The organism is Halobacillus sp. H74, from assembly GCF_052246715.1.
Classification (GTDB): domain Bacteria; phylum Bacillota; class Bacilli; order Bacillales; family Halobacillaceae; genus Halobacillus; species Halobacillus litoralis_A.
The window spans coordinates 1-16,267 of sequence record NZ_JBQQCI010000016.1; the positions used below are offsets into that span (position 1 = coordinate 1).

General features: G+C 41.3%; 21 protein-coding genes and 1 other annotated feature. Of the genes, 3 read left to right on the plus strand and 18 right to left on the minus strand.

What is annotated here, in order from left to right; genetic code table 11:
- Window positions 1-192: 192 nt before the first annotated feature.
- The 8 genes from ACTWPX_RS21060 to ACTWPX_RS21095 all read right to left on the minus strand — a co-directional run bounded on the left by ACTWPX_RS21060 (window position 193) and on the right by ACTWPX_RS21095 (window position 6,589).
- Window positions 193-546 (minus strand): VOC family protein, encoded by a 354-nt coding sequence (locus ACTWPX_RS21060; RefSeq protein ID WP_443121392.1) that lies wholly within the window; start codon window positions 544-546, stop codon window positions 193-195.
- Between the two features lie 209 nt (window positions 547-755).
- Entirely contained in the window at window positions 756-2,000 is a 1,245-nt protein-coding gene (gene tyrS, locus ACTWPX_RS21065; protein ID WP_443121393.1) for a tyrosine--tRNA ligase, read from the minus strand.
- Between the two features lie 61 nt (window positions 2,001-2,061).
- Window positions 2,062-2,287, minus strand: a binding site (T-box leader).
- Between the two features lie 64 nt (window positions 2,288-2,351).
- Entirely contained in the window at window positions 2,352-2,780 is a 429-nt protein-coding gene (locus ACTWPX_RS21070) for an NUDIX hydrolase (RefSeq protein WP_443121394.1), read from the minus strand.
- Complete coding sequence (locus tag ACTWPX_RS21075; protein ID WP_443121395.1) at window positions 2,777-3,277, minus strand: NUDIX hydrolase; 501 nt, start codon at window positions 3,275-3,277, stop codon at window positions 2,777-2,779. The genes ACTWPX_RS21070 and ACTWPX_RS21075 overlap by 4 nt, the downstream gene beginning before the upstream one ends.
- 284 nt (window positions 3,278-3,561) lie before the next feature.
- Complete coding sequence (locus tag ACTWPX_RS21080; RefSeq protein ID WP_443121396.1) at window positions 3,562-4,422, minus strand: AraC family transcriptional regulator; 861 nt, start codon at window positions 4,420-4,422, stop codon at window positions 3,562-3,564.
- A gap of 128 nt (window positions 4,423-4,550) precedes the next feature.
- Window positions 4,551-4,901: a hypothetical protein gene (locus ACTWPX_RS21085; protein WP_443121397.1), complete on the minus strand. Its 351-nt coding sequence runs from the start codon at window positions 4,899-4,901 to the stop codon at window positions 4,551-4,553.
- Window positions 4,902-5,181: 280 nt separating this feature from the next.
- Window positions 5,182-6,126 carry a ribose-phosphate diphosphokinase gene (locus tag ACTWPX_RS21090; protein WP_128526597.1) on the minus strand — a complete coding sequence of 315 codons (945 nt, stop codon included), beginning with the start codon at window positions 6,124-6,126 and terminating at the stop codon, window positions 5,182-5,184.
- Window positions 6,127-6,340: 214 nt separating this feature from the next.
- Complete coding sequence (locus ACTWPX_RS21095; RefSeq protein WP_443121398.1) at window positions 6,341-6,589, minus strand: hypothetical protein; 249 nt, start codon at window positions 6,587-6,589, stop codon at window positions 6,341-6,343.
- Window positions 6,590-6,803: 214 nt separating this feature from the next.
- Here ACTWPX_RS21095 and ACTWPX_RS21100 point away from each other — a divergent pair, with 214 nt between their 5' ends.
- Window positions 6,804-6,989 carry a hypothetical protein gene (locus ACTWPX_RS21100; RefSeq protein ID WP_443121399.1) on the plus strand — a complete coding sequence of 62 codons (186 nt, stop codon included), beginning with the start codon at window positions 6,804-6,806 and terminating at the stop codon, window positions 6,987-6,989.
- Window positions 6,990-7,103: 114 nt separating this feature from the next.
- Here ACTWPX_RS21100 and ACTWPX_RS21105 read toward each other — a convergent pair whose 3' ends face one another.
- The 5 genes from ACTWPX_RS21105 to ACTWPX_RS21125 all read right to left on the minus strand — a co-directional run bounded on the left by ACTWPX_RS21105 (window position 7,104) and on the right by ACTWPX_RS21125 (window position 10,676).
- Window positions 7,104-7,379 carry a GNAT family N-acetyltransferase gene (locus ACTWPX_RS21105; protein WP_443121436.1) on the minus strand — a complete coding sequence of 92 codons (276 nt, stop codon included), beginning with the start codon at window positions 7,377-7,379 and terminating at the stop codon, window positions 7,104-7,106.
- Window positions 7,380-7,531: 152 nt separating this feature from the next.
- Window positions 7,532-8,260, minus strand: coding sequence for a P-II family nitrogen regulator (locus tag ACTWPX_RS21110; protein ID WP_128526593.1), 729 nt, complete (start codon window positions 8,258-8,260; stop codon window positions 7,532-7,534).
- Window positions 8,214-8,984 (minus strand): DUF1538 domain-containing protein, encoded by a 771-nt coding sequence (locus ACTWPX_RS21115; RefSeq protein ID WP_443121400.1) that lies wholly within the window; start codon window positions 8,982-8,984, stop codon window positions 8,214-8,216. The genes ACTWPX_RS21110 and ACTWPX_RS21115 overlap by 47 nt, the downstream gene beginning before the upstream one ends.
- Window positions 8,981-9,673, minus strand: coding sequence for a DUF1538 domain-containing protein (locus tag ACTWPX_RS21120; RefSeq protein ID WP_443121401.1), 693 nt, complete (start codon window positions 9,671-9,673; stop codon window positions 8,981-8,983). The genes ACTWPX_RS21115 and ACTWPX_RS21120 overlap by 4 nt, the downstream gene beginning before the upstream one ends.
- A gap of 484 nt (window positions 9,674-10,157) precedes the next feature.
- A complete protein-coding gene (locus ACTWPX_RS21125) occupies window positions 10,158-10,676 on the minus strand; it encodes a hypothetical protein (RefSeq protein ID WP_443121402.1) in 519 nt (172 codons plus the stop codon).
- Between the two features lie 142 nt (window positions 10,677-10,818).
- On the opposite strand from ACTWPX_RS21125, the gene ACTWPX_RS21130 reads away from it, so the two are divergent.
- Entirely contained in the window at window positions 10,819-11,817 is a 999-nt protein-coding gene (locus tag ACTWPX_RS21130; RefSeq protein ID WP_443121403.1) for an LLM class flavin-dependent oxidoreductase, read from the plus strand.
- A 56-nt stretch (window positions 11,818-11,873) separates the two neighbouring features.
- On the opposite strand, the gene ACTWPX_RS21135 is transcribed toward ACTWPX_RS21130, so the two are convergent.
- The gene (locus ACTWPX_RS21135; protein WP_443121404.1) at window positions 11,874-12,746 is read right to left on the minus strand and encodes an AraC family transcriptional regulator; all 873 of its coding nucleotides are present in this window, start codon (window positions 12,744-12,746) and stop codon (window positions 11,874-11,876) included.
- Window positions 12,747-12,849: 103 nt separating this feature from the next.
- Window positions 12,850-13,020, minus strand: coding sequence for a hypothetical protein (locus tag ACTWPX_RS21140; protein WP_443121405.1), 171 nt, complete (start codon window positions 13,018-13,020; stop codon window positions 12,850-12,852).
- Between the two features lie 179 nt (window positions 13,021-13,199).
- On the opposite strand from ACTWPX_RS21140, the gene ACTWPX_RS21145 reads away from it, so the two are divergent.
- A complete protein-coding gene (locus tag ACTWPX_RS21145; RefSeq protein WP_443121406.1) occupies window positions 13,200-13,841 on the plus strand; it encodes a cupin domain-containing protein in 642 nt (213 codons plus the stop codon).
- A 159-nt stretch (window positions 13,842-14,000) separates the two neighbouring features.
- On the opposite strand, the gene ACTWPX_RS21150 is transcribed toward ACTWPX_RS21145, so the two are convergent.
- The 3 genes from ACTWPX_RS21150 to ectB all read right to left on the minus strand — a co-directional run bounded on the left by ACTWPX_RS21150 (window position 14,001) and on the right by ectB (window position 16,258).
- Window positions 14,001-14,294 (minus strand): hypothetical protein, encoded by a 294-nt coding sequence (locus tag ACTWPX_RS21150; protein WP_443121407.1) that lies wholly within the window; start codon window positions 14,292-14,294, stop codon window positions 14,001-14,003.
- Between the two features lie 285 nt (window positions 14,295-14,579).
- A complete protein-coding gene (locus ACTWPX_RS21155) occupies window positions 14,580-14,972 on the minus strand; it encodes an ectoine synthase (RefSeq protein WP_128526584.1) in 393 nt (130 codons plus the stop codon).
- Complete coding sequence (gene ectB / locus ACTWPX_RS21160) at window positions 14,969-16,258, minus strand: diaminobutyrate--2-oxoglutarate transaminase (protein WP_443121408.1); 1,290 nt, start codon at window positions 16,256-16,258, stop codon at window positions 14,969-14,971. The genes ACTWPX_RS21155 and ectB overlap by 4 nt, the downstream gene beginning before the upstream one ends.
- Between the last annotated feature and the right edge of the window lie 9 nt (window positions 16,259-16,267).

The following is a 16,267-nucleotide window of genomic DNA, read 5'->3' on the forward strand; positions in this document are numbered from 1 at the left end:
AATGAAAGTGAAGAAGCCCGGTTTTTTATACGGATTCGCGATCCCTGAGGCTGTGGTCGGGCTTCCTTTCACCTCTCACTATATCTTAAAAAAGAAATAGTGGGTAACGTCACCCGTCGATGACATTGCCCACTAATCTTAGTATGTTTTTTTAATATTTAATTCCTTGCTTAAAAAAGCACAGCCTATCAATTAACACTGACAAATCATCAAGAGATTTCCATCAGGGTCCTTGAAATTGAAAAAGTGATTGTGTTGAATTTCTGACACCAGTTCTACCTCTTTTTCTTTCATAAATTGATGAGCTTCCCTAATGTCTTCTGTATTGAAATGAAAAGCTGGTGTTTGAAAAACCTTTTCATGCGAATATATTTTGCTGTCTAATACAACACCCGTTCCTTCCATAGGCAGAACGTACAAATGTCCGAACTGAATTTCACCTTTAACCGAAAACCCGAGCAATTCGTCATACCAATCCCGCGCTTTCTCAATATTCTGTACTGGAATGAAAATAGTACCGACTTGATTCAAGATTGGACTTTCCATTGAAATCCTCCCCCTTCCACATACTTTTTTCTGTTTTTTTCATTGATTTCCTTCTCCATTGAGAAAATCCATTTTTTAAACTCCATCCAAAACTTAAGTTTGAATGGTTAGAAGAAGAAAAGAGAACAAGGGATATGAGAATAGATGATGTCCAATTTCATCCTATTGAGTTTACAAATATAAGTTCAAGAGGAAATGAACAGCTGATTTCATTGAATTCTCAGCTTCACAAACTTTCTTTTTCCTACTTGAACGACCAGTCCATCCACGACCGAAACTATAAGGGAAGGATCATCGACTTTCTCTTGATTGATACGAATACCGCCGTTCTTGATCATCCTCCTGACCTCACCTTTGGAAGGAAGTAAGCCAAGATCTTTCACCAGATCTATGACTGGCACTTCTTCTTGCTTCTCCCACCATACTTCAGGAAGTTCACCAGGCATCTTATTTTTCTGAAAAACATTCAAAAAGTTCTCCTTGCTTCGATCCGCTGTCTCTTGGTCGTGTAGCATCTCCACAAAAGAATAAGCAAGACGCATCTTGGCATCTTTCGGATGAAATCCCCCGTCTTCTAAGTCTGCTTGAATCTTTGCCACTTCTTCGATTTTCAAGTTAGAGGCAAGACGGAAGTATTTGACGATAAGCTCATCAGGGATAGACATCGTTTTTCCAAAGATGTCACCAGGACTTTCATCAATACCGATATAGTTCCCTTTGGATTTGGACATTTTCTCTACTCCATCAAGTCCCTCAATCAATGGAAGAAGCAGTACGACCTGCTTCTCTTTCCCGAATTGTTCTTGTATTTGGCGGCCGAATAACACATTGAACTCTTGATCTGTTCCCCCAAGCTCGATATCTGACTCAAGCGCGTAAGAATCGTATCCCTGCATGACAGGGTAAAAAAACTCATGCAAGTAGATTGGTTTGTTATCTGTGTATCGATTGTGAAAATCATTCCTTTCAAGCATGCGTGCAACTGTTACATGACTTGCAAGTCGGAGGACTTCTGCAAAATCGATTTTTGAGAGCCATTCTGCATTATAATGAAGTTCAACCGCATCCATGTCGATGACTTTTCCGAACTGATCGAAGTAGGTTTGGGCATTATGCTTCACTTCTTCATCTGTCAATGCTTTTCTAGCTGCATCTTTTCCAGTCGGATCCCCGATCTTTCCTGTAAAGTTTCCAATGATTAATTGGATGGTATGCCCGAATTCCTGGAACTGTTTTAATTTATTCAAAACAACCGTATGACCGATATGGACATCCGGTGCTGTCGGGTCAAGACCAAGCTTCACTTTCAATGGGCGTTTTTCCTTTATGGATGTAGCAAGCTTTTTCTTAAATTCATCTTGTGGAAGAATTGTATCGACTCCATATGATAACACCTTGTATTGACGTTCCACTTCTGTCTGCTCTTGTTTGCTCAATTGATTCCAATCCACCATTTTTCTACCTCCTGATTACTTTCCTGTTTTCATTTGAACAAATAAAAAAGACACATCCCATCGTTGGGACGTGTCTTTCTCACGCGTTACCACCCAAGTTAAAAGTAAGCAAGGCTCACTCTCCACTCAAAAAGATAACGGATTTACCGTCTTCTGCTAATCACTGATCGTTTTCGCAGAAGAAGCTCAAGAAAGTAATTCATCTGGATTTTTGTATCGGTTCACAGCATCCACCGACTCTCTGAAACAGGGAAATCCACACTACTCGCTTCTATCCATGCCTTTTTATTAAATTAAGAATATATTACTGCTATCAGATTGTTCTGTCAATCCTTATTTCTATTCCTTCTGTTAAACCTTATAATCATATAACCTGTCCCACATCAGTAAAGCCAAAAAATCCAGATCCTCAGGGAAAGATAAATTCAACTCTTCTAACTCATCTTTTGAAACCCATTTAATTTCATGAATCAGCTCATCTGGGTCCTGGATTCTCATCTCGCCTCCGATTGCACGCACAGAAAAATAGTGAACCTCGTATTCGATTCCTGCTTCTTCATGTGTACCTTCTTTCACTTTTATTTTCTCAATGACTTCGACGATATACCCTATCTCTTCTGAAACTTCACGCTTACAACATTCTTCAAAGGATTCAAATCTCTCAATTCCACCAGAGGGGATTGTCCACTTTTTTTCTTCTTCTGGTTTCCCTTGAAGGACCATCAACAGTTCATTTTGGTCGTTGAAACAAACAGCGGAAGCACCACACCACCTGTTCATTCTTCCACTCCTTTCAATAATGAATAGGTATAATTGAAAAGTACCTTGTTACGGATATAACATTTATTTACTAATGGCTCTTCCTGACATAATAGTTCAGGAAAATAATAGGGTATCATCTCTCCTACCCCCAGGTTATCCTTTTCGAACAACCATTCAATTCTCTTCCACTCTAGAATACCTTCTTCTGTCTTCCTCGGTGTAGGAAACGAAATGCCTTCTGGAAAATCAACTGAAAATGCATATAATCCCCCTTCGTACAGATCATCGACCATCCAATATATTATTCCTTTATACTGAAATTGCACCGCTGGAATATCAAGAGTTGTTTCTTCTTTCACTTCTAGCTGAACACATTGTATCGGAGTTTCATCCCTTTCCAATTTACCCCCTATTCCGTTCCAAAGACCTTTTAAAGGGGAGGAATTCCTATTCAGCCTGAGTATTTCATTATTTATTTTTATAAAACATAATGTCTGTTGGTACATTGCCACCATCCCCGCAAATAATCAATAATACTCTCTTCTTTATAGACTTGTAATAGTTTTTGAAGTATCCTTTGCGCCATCCGTCTGCCCTGATTACTCTCAGGTTGACATGATAAGCCTAATCCCTTGGAACTGTTGTAAGTGAAATAGGAGACTTATACGTAATAGCATTTATTGATTTCTATAATATTATTTATATGGTATAAAAATCCTTATTAGTCAGAAGAAAAGCACAACCCTTTTTGAGTTATGCTTCCCCTCTGTCTAACAAAACGCCATACCTATCATTCTCTTTACTTAACGGGAATCCAGATTTCACAATAATAGTCGTCTCTTTCGGGATCACCCTCCGGATAGACTTCCAACTCTGGACCACCTGCATTTTCATAACCACTGGATGGAAACCATTCCGAATAGATTTCTTTCCAAACCTTTTGAATGGCATCGGGCATTGCCCCATGGACAGGAAAAACCGCCCATTTTGCTGCAGGGATTTCTAATTTTTCCAGCTGTTCCGGGTACTTTCCTTCGTGGGCGACTGCAATCCAATAATCAATGTAATTGGGCTTAAGATGACTTTTATCCATACAAATACCTAAGATTCCATTTACCTGCCCATTGTTTTGTTCAATCAGAACCTGATCTGTACCATCAGTATTCACTTCTTTCCACATTTGAGGGATGGCTGTTAAATTTTCTCCATTTACACATGAAAGTTCTTTCTTTATTCCGACCGTTTCAAATGCTTCTCTCTCGATAATTTCATATTGCATCGGTTCCGCTCCTTTCAAGTTCACCTGAATGACCAGTCTGTTATAAGCTGTCACTTTTCCCTGGTTGTTTCTTGCTTCTCGTGGTGAAATTCCGTGCTGGTTCCTGAACGCTCGTGAAAAAGACTCGGGAGTCTCGTATCCATACTTGCAGGCAAGATCGATGATTTTACATTTCGTCGTATTCAGCTCCGAGGCGGCAAGTGTCAGTCTTCTTCTTCTGAGATATTCCGCCACTGTCGTATCAGTAAGAAGGCTGAATATCCTTTGGAAATGAAAAGGAGAAGTACAACCTGAAGCAGCAATCTCCTCAATAGTAAGATCATCTAATAAATGATTTTCCATATAATCGATCGCTTGCTGCATCGTCTGTACCCAATTCATCTCGTTCACTCCCTTGCCTATCATTGTACCAACACTTTACCATAAAAACCTGTCTTCGTTTGCTATTCCCTGTCAGGTTATCCCCCAAAAAAGAACCTCCCATATCAGGAGGTTCCTCTTTTGGAACGTCAGGATAATTGACGTTCATATACAATTTCCTTGGTTTCTAAATCAATTGCATCCACTTTCATATTTAAAACTTGATCATTATCATTATTTTTAGATCCCCAGAGGCGTATGTAACTTCCCATATTATGATCAAAGAAATTCACTTGAACTTTTCTTATCTCACCTTCTACCACCTGTTCATCCTCTATCCAGCACTCCTTGAATTCCATCGTTTCCCTTGGCTGACTTAATATATAATCCTCCAAGACTTTCTCCAGCTCTGGAAAGGCAAGGCCCTTGTTTTCCAAACAAACTCGATTAAAATCTTTAAAGTCAGTAATGTGATAATTAACCTTCGGTTCTTTATTCATTGTCTTTCCCTCCATTTAAAACATTATTACCACCCCTTTTCCCTATAGCCGTTTTTTAAAAACACTACAAGTATCCAATTAAACACTTTTGGCGTCCAATACTGAACAGATCTTCTTTTTGTCATAGCAAAGGGATCACTGGACAAGAGTTTTATTAACAATAAAAAAGCATCCCTTAAGAAAGAGATGCTCACTTATCCCTGTAAGAAACGTTTGTTTCTAAGGGTTTTTCAATATTTTATCCCATGGTAATCAATTTCGGAATGATTCACTGAAGATTTTAATCAAACAATTCACTTACGGAATGCTCATTTTGAACTCTAACTAAAGCATCCGCCAGCAGAGGCGCAACTGAAAGCGTTGTAATTTTATCCAGCTGTTTATTTTCAGGTTGGAAAATTGAGTTTGTTATTACTAACTCTTTAATAGGAGAACGATCGATTTTGTTGATAGCAGGGTCGGATAAAACTGCATGCGTGCCGCAAGCATAGATATCATTCACACCGTTTTCCTTAAGGATATCAGCTGCCTGGGTTACGGTTTCTGCTGTATCGATCATGTCATCCACGATTATGACGTTTTTCCCTTTAACTGACCCGACTACATTTTTAACCTCAGGCACATTCGGTTCAGGTCTGCGTTTGTCGATAAACGCGATTGGAACATTTAAAATGTTGGCCATTTTCCTTACACGGGTAAGACCACTGGTATCAGGGGCGACGACGACCAGGTTTTCCATGTTTTTCTCTTTATAATGTTGACCTAGAATAGGAATCCCCATCAACTGATCGACAGGAATGTCAAAGAAGCCCTGTATTTGCGGTGCATGTAAATCCAAAGTGATCACCCTGGCAGCCCCCGCCTTTTCAAGTAAGTTAGCGATTAATTTGGCAGTGATTGGCTCTCGCGAACGAGCTTTACGGTCTTGACGTGCGTATCCATAATATGGAATGACGACATTAATGGTTTTAGGAGATGCTCTTTTCAGTGCATCCACCATGATCAACAACTCCATCACGTGTTCATTCACAGGCTGGGAAGTCGATTGAACAACGTAAATGTCATCACCTCTCACACTTTCCTCAATATTGATTTGTATTTCGCCATCACTAAATCGGACTACAGAACTTTCCCCTAGAGGAACATCTAAAATATCAGAGATTTCCTGGGCAAGGGGTTCATGGGAGTTTAATGTAAAAAGTTTCATTTCTGATTGGGAAGCCATATGTATCTCTCCTGTACTGATTAGTTATTTGTTTCATCAAAATTCTGTTTTATTATGTACTATCTATATCTATTATTAGACCCATACTCTAAAATTGCAATTATTTTAGTATGATTAGATATCATAATCGTAACATATTCAGTCCTTTTCCAGAGAAAGAAGAGTTAACAGTAAAGAGAACTCCTGATTTTAGAAGTTCCCTTTTCGTTTAATCTTAACCGTAATACTCCCCATGTCCATAATGAAAACCGCCATACACAGGAGAGTAACCACTGTGCCCCTGGTGATATCCCCCATATCCTGGATAATAACCACTTTGACCATGATGGTATCCCCCGTAGCCTGGGGAATATGTCCCTTGTCCATGATGGTATCCATAGCCAGGAACATAAGTACCATGACCGTGGTGATACCCGTAGCCTGGAATGTAAGTACCGTGACCGTGATGATAAACTCGATCCAAAATCGGTCGCCCCTTTCAATGCATTCCTCGTAGGGTATGTGTACTGCCAAAAGAGTGTATGGGCGCTCATTTTGTAGCGACCAAGCATAACAGTGACATGACAATTTTTACACGAAGTGGTCCAAAAGGTCTTTTTTTTGACATATAGAGATAAAAGGTAGAGTTTCGGGAATAGTATTAATGTAAGCCAATAAATCTTAGGGAGGGCTTCCTCATGATATGGCTATTGCTTTTGATTGCAGCTGGCTTGATCGTCCTTTCCATCTTCTTTGAACGCAAGAGAAGAAGGAAATCAAATGGTGAAATAGAGAAAGAAGACCCGGCCGCTCTGAAGGAGATGTATGATTCTGAAGGTGCAGGTACTAAATCAGCAGACCCGAAACACTCAAAAAATCTATAGAACATAAAAAAGATGGAAGTAGATCACAAACTTCCATCTTTCTTTATTGCTAATGGTGTCACTATTTTTGATTTTTCTGAAGAGCTTACCTTAAGTATAAGCGGGGTGCGCCACCTACATGAATTCGGGTGGATACTTGACTATTCCCGAAACATTATGCAGGGAACCTTCATAAATCTCTAAGGCCCTAAAAGCTTCTAGTGGTGCTTCAATTTCGAAACTAGAAGCTAGCTTGAAACCGAACTCAGGATAATATTCAGGGTGTCCAAGCACGATGACAGAAGTATAGCCAAGTTCCCTCGCCTTTTCTATCGCTTTGTCGATAAGGTCCTTACCGATTCCCTGCTTCTGGTATTGAGGAAGCGCAGAAAGGGGGCAAGGGCGAGAGATTGCGTTTTATGACCTTTGCCAATAGTCACTTTCGTCAATAGGATATGTCCGATCAATTCATCACCATTGTTTAAGGCAACTAACGAAAGCTCGGGAACAAAAGCTTCCGAGTTTCTTAACCTTGCCCCCTAACTCATATTCCTTATGATCGGTCATTTCATTTCGTCACTGACTTGTGAATTTAACAGGTGATTGATCCCCACTGTCTGGTCGACATCCAGTACGAATGCAATCCCTTTACCCGGTTGATCCAGACCGGCTCCGCTTTCGATAGCTTTTAAAACCGCTTCCGTTTTTTCTTTAATAATCAGCGTCAATATTACCTCTTTTTCAGGTTCAATGAGGATGTTGAACAGCTTAGCTTTCTCGTGGATACCTGTCCCCCGTCCTGAAATAATCGTTCCACCTTCCGCTCCTGCACTCTTCGAAGCATCGACAACTTTATCAGAATCTCCTTTATTCACAATCGTTACAATCAAATCATAGGAAAACTTTTGGATGTCCATTTGCTTCATCTCACTTTCATTACTATATTCTTCGTTTTCAATCCCTAAGCCGAGCATATGCGATATACCACTGATTCTTTTCGTATCTATGACAAACCCGATCCCATGCTGTGGTTTATTCAGCTTCACAGATTCTATGATGGCATTCATTACCTTGTGGTAGATGGAATCAGAGACAAGAGTCAATATGACTTCCCTCTCCCGTTCAACTGGAATACCCAAGAACCTTTTCTTCTCATTGATCCGAAATCCTTTACCAAAAAAAGTGGTTCCGCCTTGCGCCCCAGCTAATGTAGAGGCATGAACAACTTTTTTCGCTTTTTCTTTTTTAACGATCGTTACTATGAGCTTTTGTCCGGATTTGGTCTTTTTCATATTGCTCCTGCTCCTTCCGTCTATAAATTATCCCTAAGGTGAGGACTGATAAAATGGGGGACAAAGCGACAAGAGCCACCATACCGAAGCCATCAAGAAGAGGATCACGTCCATCTGTAACTGATGCAATGCCTACAAACAAGGCTAATATGAAAGTCGCTGTCATCGGTCCCGTGGCCACCCCTCCCGAATCGAAGGCGATAGAAGTAAACGTTTTCGTCGAATATTTTACTATAATCAGAGCAATAATGTAGCCTGGGACCACAAAATACCAAATAGGGATTCCGAGAATGATCCGTACCATTGATAAAGCGATGGATAGCCCCACTCCTATACTCAGTGTGTAAAGCAGCACTTTTTGAGGAATGTAACCCCCGGAGACTTTTTCAACCTGATGGGTCAAAACACTGACTGCTGGTTCTGCGTAGATGGCTACGAATCCGAGCACGAAACCAATAGGAACTAACAACCAAATATAATCGATGGCGCCAAGCTTCTGCCCCATCATTTCCCCTATAGGAAGAAAGCCGATGTGTACGCCTTGTAAGAAAAAAGCAAGACCAAGGAATGTCAAAAGGAAACCGACTCCGATGTCTTGCAACTTTTTTAGCGGGAGTTTAAGAAAGATGATCTGAAAAATGAGAAATAGAAATAGCAGGGGAATCAAAGCGGTGGCGACATCCAGAAACACATGTCCAAAACCTTCAAAGGTTGTAATCTTCACCCGTAAATCACCCCTAAGATGAGTACAGATAAAATCGGGCCGATGGAGGCAAGGGCGACAAGACCGAATCCATCGCTTGTTGAGGTTTTTCCCTTCATGACTGTGACTACCCCTACTCCTAAAGATAAGATGAAAGGAACGGTCAACGGACCTGTCGTCACCCCACCTGAATCAAATGAGATCGGCACAAAATGGGAAGGTGTGAACGCAGCAAGTAAAAAAACAAGGCTGTAACCGACAGCCAATATATAGATGATATTAATGTTGAAAATGATTCTGAGCATAGCGATCGCTACAAAGATCCCCACCCCTAAAGCAACAGCTATAATTAAAATATCTCGGGGGATCGCTCCACTGGAAACTTGGTCTACCTGCGAGGCGAGGACTCTAACATCCGGCTCTGCTATCGTTACCACAAGACCCAATAAAAATCCGAAGAATACAATCAGCCAGACCATTTTCGTTTTGGATAAAGCCGAACCGATCATCTCACCAACTGGGAGTAAACCGATGTTCACACCTAGCAAAAAAAGAATCAGACCGATTCCCACCATCAGTACTCCAATTAAAAATTGGAGAAACATCTCGAGAGGGAGCCAGACCAGGGTGAATTGCAAAATCGTAATCACAACAGTTATGGGCAGGATCGACAAAATCACCTCTAGGACCGTTTCTTTAATGTTGTCCATCGCATGCCTCCTTCGAAATGAAAAGTATAAGTAACCAGACTTCATGTAACAGCACTCTACTGAAATATGGATGGTTTGCACAAGAGACAAAGGATTTTTGAAAGAACGGGATGGAATTTTAGATGAGGTCTTCTTTGGCATTATAAAGACTGTGATAAGCGACAGCTTTAGTAGGAAACTATACTATTATTATATCATTGACTTGTGGAATAATGAGGATGAAGTTTTTACACAGGCTATCCTTTCATGTTTTTCCTTTCCTCATCGCCCGCCCGTCGCTCCGCATAAGGTACACATTTCTTACATACAAATACCCGTTCACCTTTGTCGTTATAATAAGGTTGAGGAGCTTTTGCTTGTTGTCTGCAGATGGTGCATTGCCTTTTCGAAAAAATAGATTTCAGTTTATCCAGCAAATCGGCCGTTTCCTCCTTTCATCTTGATGATTCTTTTCAATTTATCATGGTAAGCATCTGCACTTCGATTACTTTGCTGAATTTCCCCTTCTTTTGCTGAACAGGTAGTACCCACCAAGTCCCATAATTGCTAAAAGAACGCCTAATAGGATCGACCAGCCAATTAGATGCCTTTCTTCCTTGGTTTCCTCATGAGTGTCCCCCAGGAAGTTATTCCAATTCGAATTATCCCCTCCTCCCCCTTCATATGTATAAGGCTTTTCTCTAATTGCCTTCCGATAAAGGTCCTCTGACTCTTCAATAGCAATGGCTTCATCCGTGTCCGTTTTTACGATAGAAAAATAGGTGGTTCCTTTTTTATAGAAATTTGAAAAGTTTCCCGTGTCTTGGTGCATCTCTGAATATCGCGTTACCTTGCCGACTGGTTCATTTACTTCTTCTACATACTCATCTGTGATCACATAAATATACCCATCCCAGACGACGAACGGATACTCCCAGGAAGTAGCCAGTGTGACATTCGGCCATAGAAGAAAGGCAGATAAAAAGAATACAAGAGATACAAGGACTGAATAAAGTTGTCGCATAGACATGCTCCTCTCACCAAATTAGACGTAAATAGACCTCTGAAGTTTCAAACTATCATTACGAACAAAATATTTTGAGACACGAAACAAAATTGATAAGATAGACAAAATATGAATTTTGTAAAGAAATGAGGATGAAATCATGAGAGATATACCTTTGAAGGATACGAAGTTTTCCGTTTTGGACCTTGCCCCTGTCATTGAAGGAGGCACGCCTGTGGATTCTTTTCGTAATACGATAGACTTGGCAAAGCATGTGGAGGAATGGGGTTTTACGCGCTACTGGATGGCTGAACATCACAACATGCCATTTATCGCAAGCTCCGCCACATCGATTGCCATCAGTCACGTGTTACATCATACATCAACTATTCGCGTCGGTTCAGGCGGAGTGATGCTTCCAAACCATGCACCACTGATAGTTGCGGAACAATTCGGCACATTAGAAACACTTTTCCCCGACCGGGTCGATCTCGGACTCGGACGCGCACCAGGGACAGACCAGCTGACCGCGCAGGCACTGAGACGAAACGGAAACAGCAATCCGGATAATTTTCCAGAACAACTTGATGAGCTGCGCGGATATTTTACTGGAGACAGCCGGATCAGAGCGATTCCAGGAGAAGGGTTGAATGTTCCGATATGGTTGTTAGGATCAAGCGGTTTCAGCGCTCAACTCGCTGGACAGCTCGGTTTACCATTCTCCTTTGCCAGCCACTTTTCACCGAACAATACTCATGGTGCTCTTCGGTTATACCGCCAGAGCTTCCAGCCGTCTGAAACTTTGGACGAGCCTTATGTGATGGTTGGTGTAAACGTGATTGCAGCGGATACTGACGAGGAGGCGCAACGGTTAGCCACCTCACTCCAACAGCAATTCCTTAACCTTGTACGGAATACGAACAAATTACTGCAGCCGCCTGTCGATGATATGGATGAGGTCTGGACAACACAGGAGGAAGCGGCACTTCAGCAGCAATTAGGAGCCTCCATTATCGGGAGCGTTGACACCGTCCGTGAAAAGCTCGAGAAATTCCAAATGGATACACAAGCAGACGAAATGATGGTCATTTCCCAGATTTACGATCATGACGCTCGTTTACGTTCTTATGAAATTGTTGCAGAAATTATGAATAAGTGATGAAAGGAGGCGCTTAAAAAATAAGCGCCTCCTTTTACATGGCTTTGGATAAGGTATTATTTTTTCCGGACCGGAATCCAAATTTCACTTCTGAACTTCTCTGAATGCACTTCATTATTTTCATTCCAAAGAATTTCAGGACCTGCAACCTGCTCATAATTTGAAGTCGGGAACCATTCCGAGTAAATCTTCCCCCATACTTCCTGAAGCGCATCCGGGAATGGACCGATGGCTTCGAATATAGCCCAGGTCGATGCAGGCACCTCCAGCATGGTGAAATCGTCGGGACAATCTTTTGTGGATGCTGCCCCAATATAATGATCCAGCTCTCCTTTTTCCTCCATGCGTCCTTCTGAAAAGTTCGTGGACGCACTGATCAATCCTTCCGGTTCTATATTCGAAAGAGCTTTCAAGCGCTCGATCTTATCCTCACTTAACGATTTCCACATGTCGGCAATATCCGGGTTCACCCCATCAAATATGATCGGTACTCTTTTCTTGATTCCGATAATCCGAAACGGCTCTTTCTCTTCCATGCGATAATTCATTTCGCTTCCTCCTTCAATGGTTAAGTGGAAGGTCATGCGTGGAAAAGCTTTTAACGAGTGACTATTCTCCCGAGCTGCTGACGGAGTAATTCCATGTAAACCTTGAAAAGCTCTCGTGAAAGCATCTGCTGATTGATACCCATATTTAAGTGCAATATCAAGGATCCGTTCCTTGCTTTTCCTTAATTCCAGGGCTGCACAACTCAATCGTCTGCGCCGAATATATTCCGAAAGAGAAACCCCTGCAAGGAAAGAGAACATACGCTTGAAATGATATTCTGAGCACTGTGCGATCAAGGCTACTTTTTTATAATCAATTTCCTCCGTCAAATTCTGCTCAATATAATTTAAAGATTCGTTCATTCTTTTAAGCGAATCCATCGGCAAAACCTCCCTTCTACAAAAGAATAGCAGGGAATCCTGAGAAGCATCCGATATTTCCTGCACGATTATGCAGGATTGAAACCACTTCGTTGAAAAAAAGCTATTCTAGAAATGTAGAAAATTGAATGGAAAAGAGAATCAATAATAAAAGACCAATGATGAGGGATGAAATGTGAAAGAACATTTGGACATTCGTCTCTTCTTTCAATTTTTTGATGGTCAATGATGAAAATAAAGTCAACAGCACGCCGAACAAAAGGACTTGATCCATCGATCCATCTCCTTATGCTTAATATAGGAACCGAATAACTCCGACAGGAAGATGAATAAAATGTGTACCAGACACTCCCATATTCCTTCAAGCACTTTTAATAATCACAATTCACCCACTTATCCATATAAATGTATAATAGTGAATATGTATCAAATATGAAAGTGACGGTGAGAAGGATGACAAAATATATGGACTACACTTCCCCTCAAGCTCAGTTTGCTTTTGACCTCAATGGAAGCACCCTGTTCAAAAAAGATGACCAAAACTTAATCAACATCTTGGGCGTAAGCCAGTTGAATACTCTTGAGAATTCCTCCCTTCTTGATATCTACCTTAGCAAGCATAATGTCGTTGAACCCCATTATCACCAAAATGCTGCCGAGCTCGTCTATTGCATATCAGGATCAGCTGTAGTGTCTACGTTGAACCCCTTCACAAAAGAAATCCTCAACTTTACCATTACCCCGGGGCAAGTAGCCAATGTTCCTCAAGGCTGGTGGCATTATGAAGAAGCGACCGAAGACAACACTCATTTACTAGCTATCTTTGATGCCCCTACACCAGAAGTAATATTAGGATCCGATATCTTGAAGTTCACCCCGTCTCAGGTAATGGCTCATACCTATTGTATGGATGAGAAGGAATGGATCAAAACGACAGCCCCTGTACAGCCAAGTACTTATATTGGACCGTCCTGTTCAAATAACCAGGCGCAAGCCAATCAAAAACAAACCAACTATCCATATCCCTATTCTCAACCAACTTTGCCTTACAGAAACCCATCATATAATTATTATTACCATCCATATTCATATTGAGCCTTTTGAGACATCCGATGTTCTAAGATTCGTGTATAACGTTATACAGTTAAAATTTTCGAAGGATGGAAGTATGAAGGGGATAGCTTCTTTTCATTTACAGACTTCCCTCCCCACTTCAAGTGAGGTCAAGGTTCGAAACGGGGGTGTCCATCCATATCACCATTTCACAGGTTTCAAGATAGTCCGTTGCAAAGGGCCCCCTCCCATGTTCACATTTCTTTCGATAAACACATAAGATCTGCCATCTATGTAAAATTTATAATTGCCCTCATAACTGACTTTGTGCCCTTTATTTTCAAGTTCTTTCTGAATCGCTAACACATACTCTTTATGATTCCTAAACCGCTCATCAAAATCTATTTGCATATGACCTTTTCTGTAGCCCATCAACCAATTGAATAAGAAAAAAAGCCCGGCGATTAATACAACCACCCATAAATATGTCCACACTTGTGCCACTCCCTTTCTTTTACTATCCATACGGAAAACATCATGAAAAGTTTCAATAAATTGGAATTCGATAAGTTTTAGGAATGCATTCGATTGGATTTATTCAGTTTTGCATATGTAAAGGGAGGTTCGGTAATTACGGATTTTATCGGCGTAAATGAGTTTTATCGCCGCAGCAGCAAAAAGCGTAGGTATACATACTTACCACCCAGGGAAACTTTAACCTTCAAGTTTGCCTAAAAAAAAGAGGGACTCCCTGTTTATCGGAAGCCCTCTTTGCTTTGCTTATTTACTTTCTTCCGGCAGCTTATATACACCATCTTCATCGTGTATTTCATCTCCGACTAGTGCCGGATTAAAGACACAAACGACACGGAAGTCAGTTATTGCCCGCAGGTAATGCTTTTCATGACCATCCAGGCAGTACATAGTCCCTGGCTTGATTTGATATTTCTTACCATCATCCACTGTTTCAATTTCTGCTTCGCCTTCAATACAATAAACTGCTTCGATATGGTTCTTATACCAAATATACGTTTCAGTCCCAGCATAAAGCACCGTATCATGAAGACTGAATCCTACCTTGTCTCCTTGCAAAAGGAATCTTCGACTGGCCCAATTATCATCCTTTACTTCTCGATCTGTACCTAGTAAATCTTCTAGTTTGGTCACCTTCATACTTTTGCTTCCTCCTTGCCTAATACAGCTTTAATACTATCTTCTATAATGTTGAGTCCTTTTGTAATGGCTTCTTCATCAATAATCAGCGGTGGGAGAAATTTCAGGACTTCGTCGTCTGGTCCAGAAGTTTCGACAATCAGTCCTCCTGCGAAAGCCTTTTCAGCTATTTGACCAGAAAGTCCTGGTTTTTCACTGGCGATTCCCAGCATCAACCCGCGCCCGCGTACTTCTCCTTCTAATTCAGGATATGACTCCACAAATTCATGCAGACGTTTTTGGAAGATATCGCTTTTCTTCTGTATGGATATACTGAATTCTTCAGATTTCCAGTATTTCAATGCTTCTGATGCAGTAACAAAAGCTAAGTTATTGCCACGGAAGGTACCGTTATGTTCACCTGGCCCCCACTGATCGTAATCAGGTTTAATCAATGTAATAGCCATAGGCAACCCGCTGCCACTGATCGATTTGGACAGGCAGATGACATCTGGACTGATTCCTGCCTTTTCAAAACTGAAAAATGTCCCGGTACGACCACATCCCGCCTGGACATCATCGATGATCAAGAAGATACCATGGCGTTGGCACAGTTCTTCCACTTTTTTCAGCCATTCGAAACTGGCCGCGTTGATTCCTCCTTCACCCTGGACGGTTTCCAAAATCACAGCGGCAGGCAGATCGATCCCACTGCCATCATCCTCAATCATTCTTTCCAAATAATTCAACGAGTCGAAACCGTCCATATAGTCATCATATGGCATAGCCATACTGTAAGTAAGTGGGATCCCGGCACCGTGACGCTTGAATGCGTTCCCTGTCACAGAAAGTGCACCGATTGTCATGCCGTGAAAAGCGTTTGTAAATGTTACCACTTTTTCGCGTCCGGTAACTTTTCTTGCTATTTTAAGAGCACTTTCGACGGTGTTCGTACCGGTCGGACCCGGGAACATGACTTTATAGTCCATCCCCCTCGGTTCTAAAATTACATCATGGAAGGTTTGCAGAAACTCGGCACGTGGCCCTGTCGCCATATCGAGGCTGTGCAAAAGCCCATCACTCTGAATGTATTCAATCAACCTCTCCTGCATATCCGGATGATTATGACCATAATTCAGAGCTCCGGCACCTGCAAAAAAGTCGATGTAGGAATTTCCATTCACATCCCACAATTCGTGCCCTTTGGCTCTTTCAAAAATCGTCGGAAAACTTCTGCTGTAACTGCGTACGGATGATTCAAGATTTTCAAAAACACTCATGTCTGTGTGCTGGTTAGAATAATTCATAGATATTAG

Coding starts and splice junctions, on each gene's coding strand:
- ACTWPX_RS21060 (WP_443121392.1), bottom strand. CDS start 546: ATGGAAAGTCCAATCTTGAATCAAGTCGGTACTATTTTCATTCCAGTA.
- tyrS (WP_443121393.1), bottom strand. CDS start 2,000: ATGGTGGATTGGAATCAATTGAGCAAACAAGAGCAGACAGAAGTGGAA.
- ACTWPX_RS21070 (WP_443121394.1), bottom strand. CDS start 2,780: ATGAACAGGTGGTGTGGTGCTTCCGCTGTTTGTTTCAACGACCAAAAT.
- ACTWPX_RS21075 (WP_443121395.1), bottom strand. CDS start 3,277: ATGGTGGCAATGTACCAACAGACATTATGTTTTATAAAAATAAATAAT.
- ACTWPX_RS21080 (WP_443121396.1), bottom strand. CDS start 4,422: ATGAATTGGGTACAGACGATGCAGCAAGCGATCGATTATATGGAAAAT.
- ACTWPX_RS21085 (WP_443121397.1), bottom strand. CDS start 4,901: ATGAATAAAGAACCGAAGGTTAATTATCACATTACTGACTTTAAAGAT.
- ACTWPX_RS21090 (WP_128526597.1), bottom strand. CDS start 6,126: ATGGCTTCCCAATCAGAAATGAAACTTTTTACATTAAACTCCCATGAA.
- ACTWPX_RS21100 (WP_443121399.1), top strand. CDS start 6,804: ATGATATGGCTATTGCTTTTGATTGCAGCTGGCTTGATCGTCCTTTCC.
- ACTWPX_RS21110 (WP_128526593.1), bottom strand. CDS start 8,260: ATGAAAAAGACCAAATCCGGACAAAAGCTCATAGTAACGATCGTTAAA.
- ACTWPX_RS21120 (WP_443121401.1), bottom strand. CDS start 9,673: ATGGACAACATTAAAGAAACGGTCCTAGAGGTGATTTTGTCGATCCTG.
- ACTWPX_RS21125 (WP_443121402.1), bottom strand. CDS start 10,676: ATGCGACAACTTTATTCAGTCCTTGTATCTCTTGTATTCTTTTTATCT.
- ACTWPX_RS21130 (WP_443121403.1), top strand. CDS start 10,819: ATGAGAGATATACCTTTGAAGGATACGAAGTTTTCCGTTTTGGACCTT.
- ACTWPX_RS21135 (WP_443121404.1), bottom strand. CDS start 12,746: ATGGATTCGCTTAAAAGAATGAACGAATCTTTAAATTATATTGAGCAG.
- ACTWPX_RS21140 (WP_443121405.1), bottom strand. CDS start 13,020: ATGGATCAAGTCCTTTTGTTCGGCGTGCTGTTGACTTTATTTTCATCA.
- ACTWPX_RS21145 (WP_443121406.1), top strand. CDS start 13,200: ATGACAAAATATATGGACTACACTTCCCCTCAAGCTCAGTTTGCTTTT.
- ACTWPX_RS21155 (WP_128526584.1), bottom strand. CDS start 14,972: ATGAAGGTGACCAAACTAGAAGATTTACTAGGTACAGATCGAGAAGTA.
- ectB (WP_443121408.1), bottom strand. CDS start 16,258: ATGAATTATTCTAACCAGCACACAGACATGAGTGTTTTTGAAAATCTT.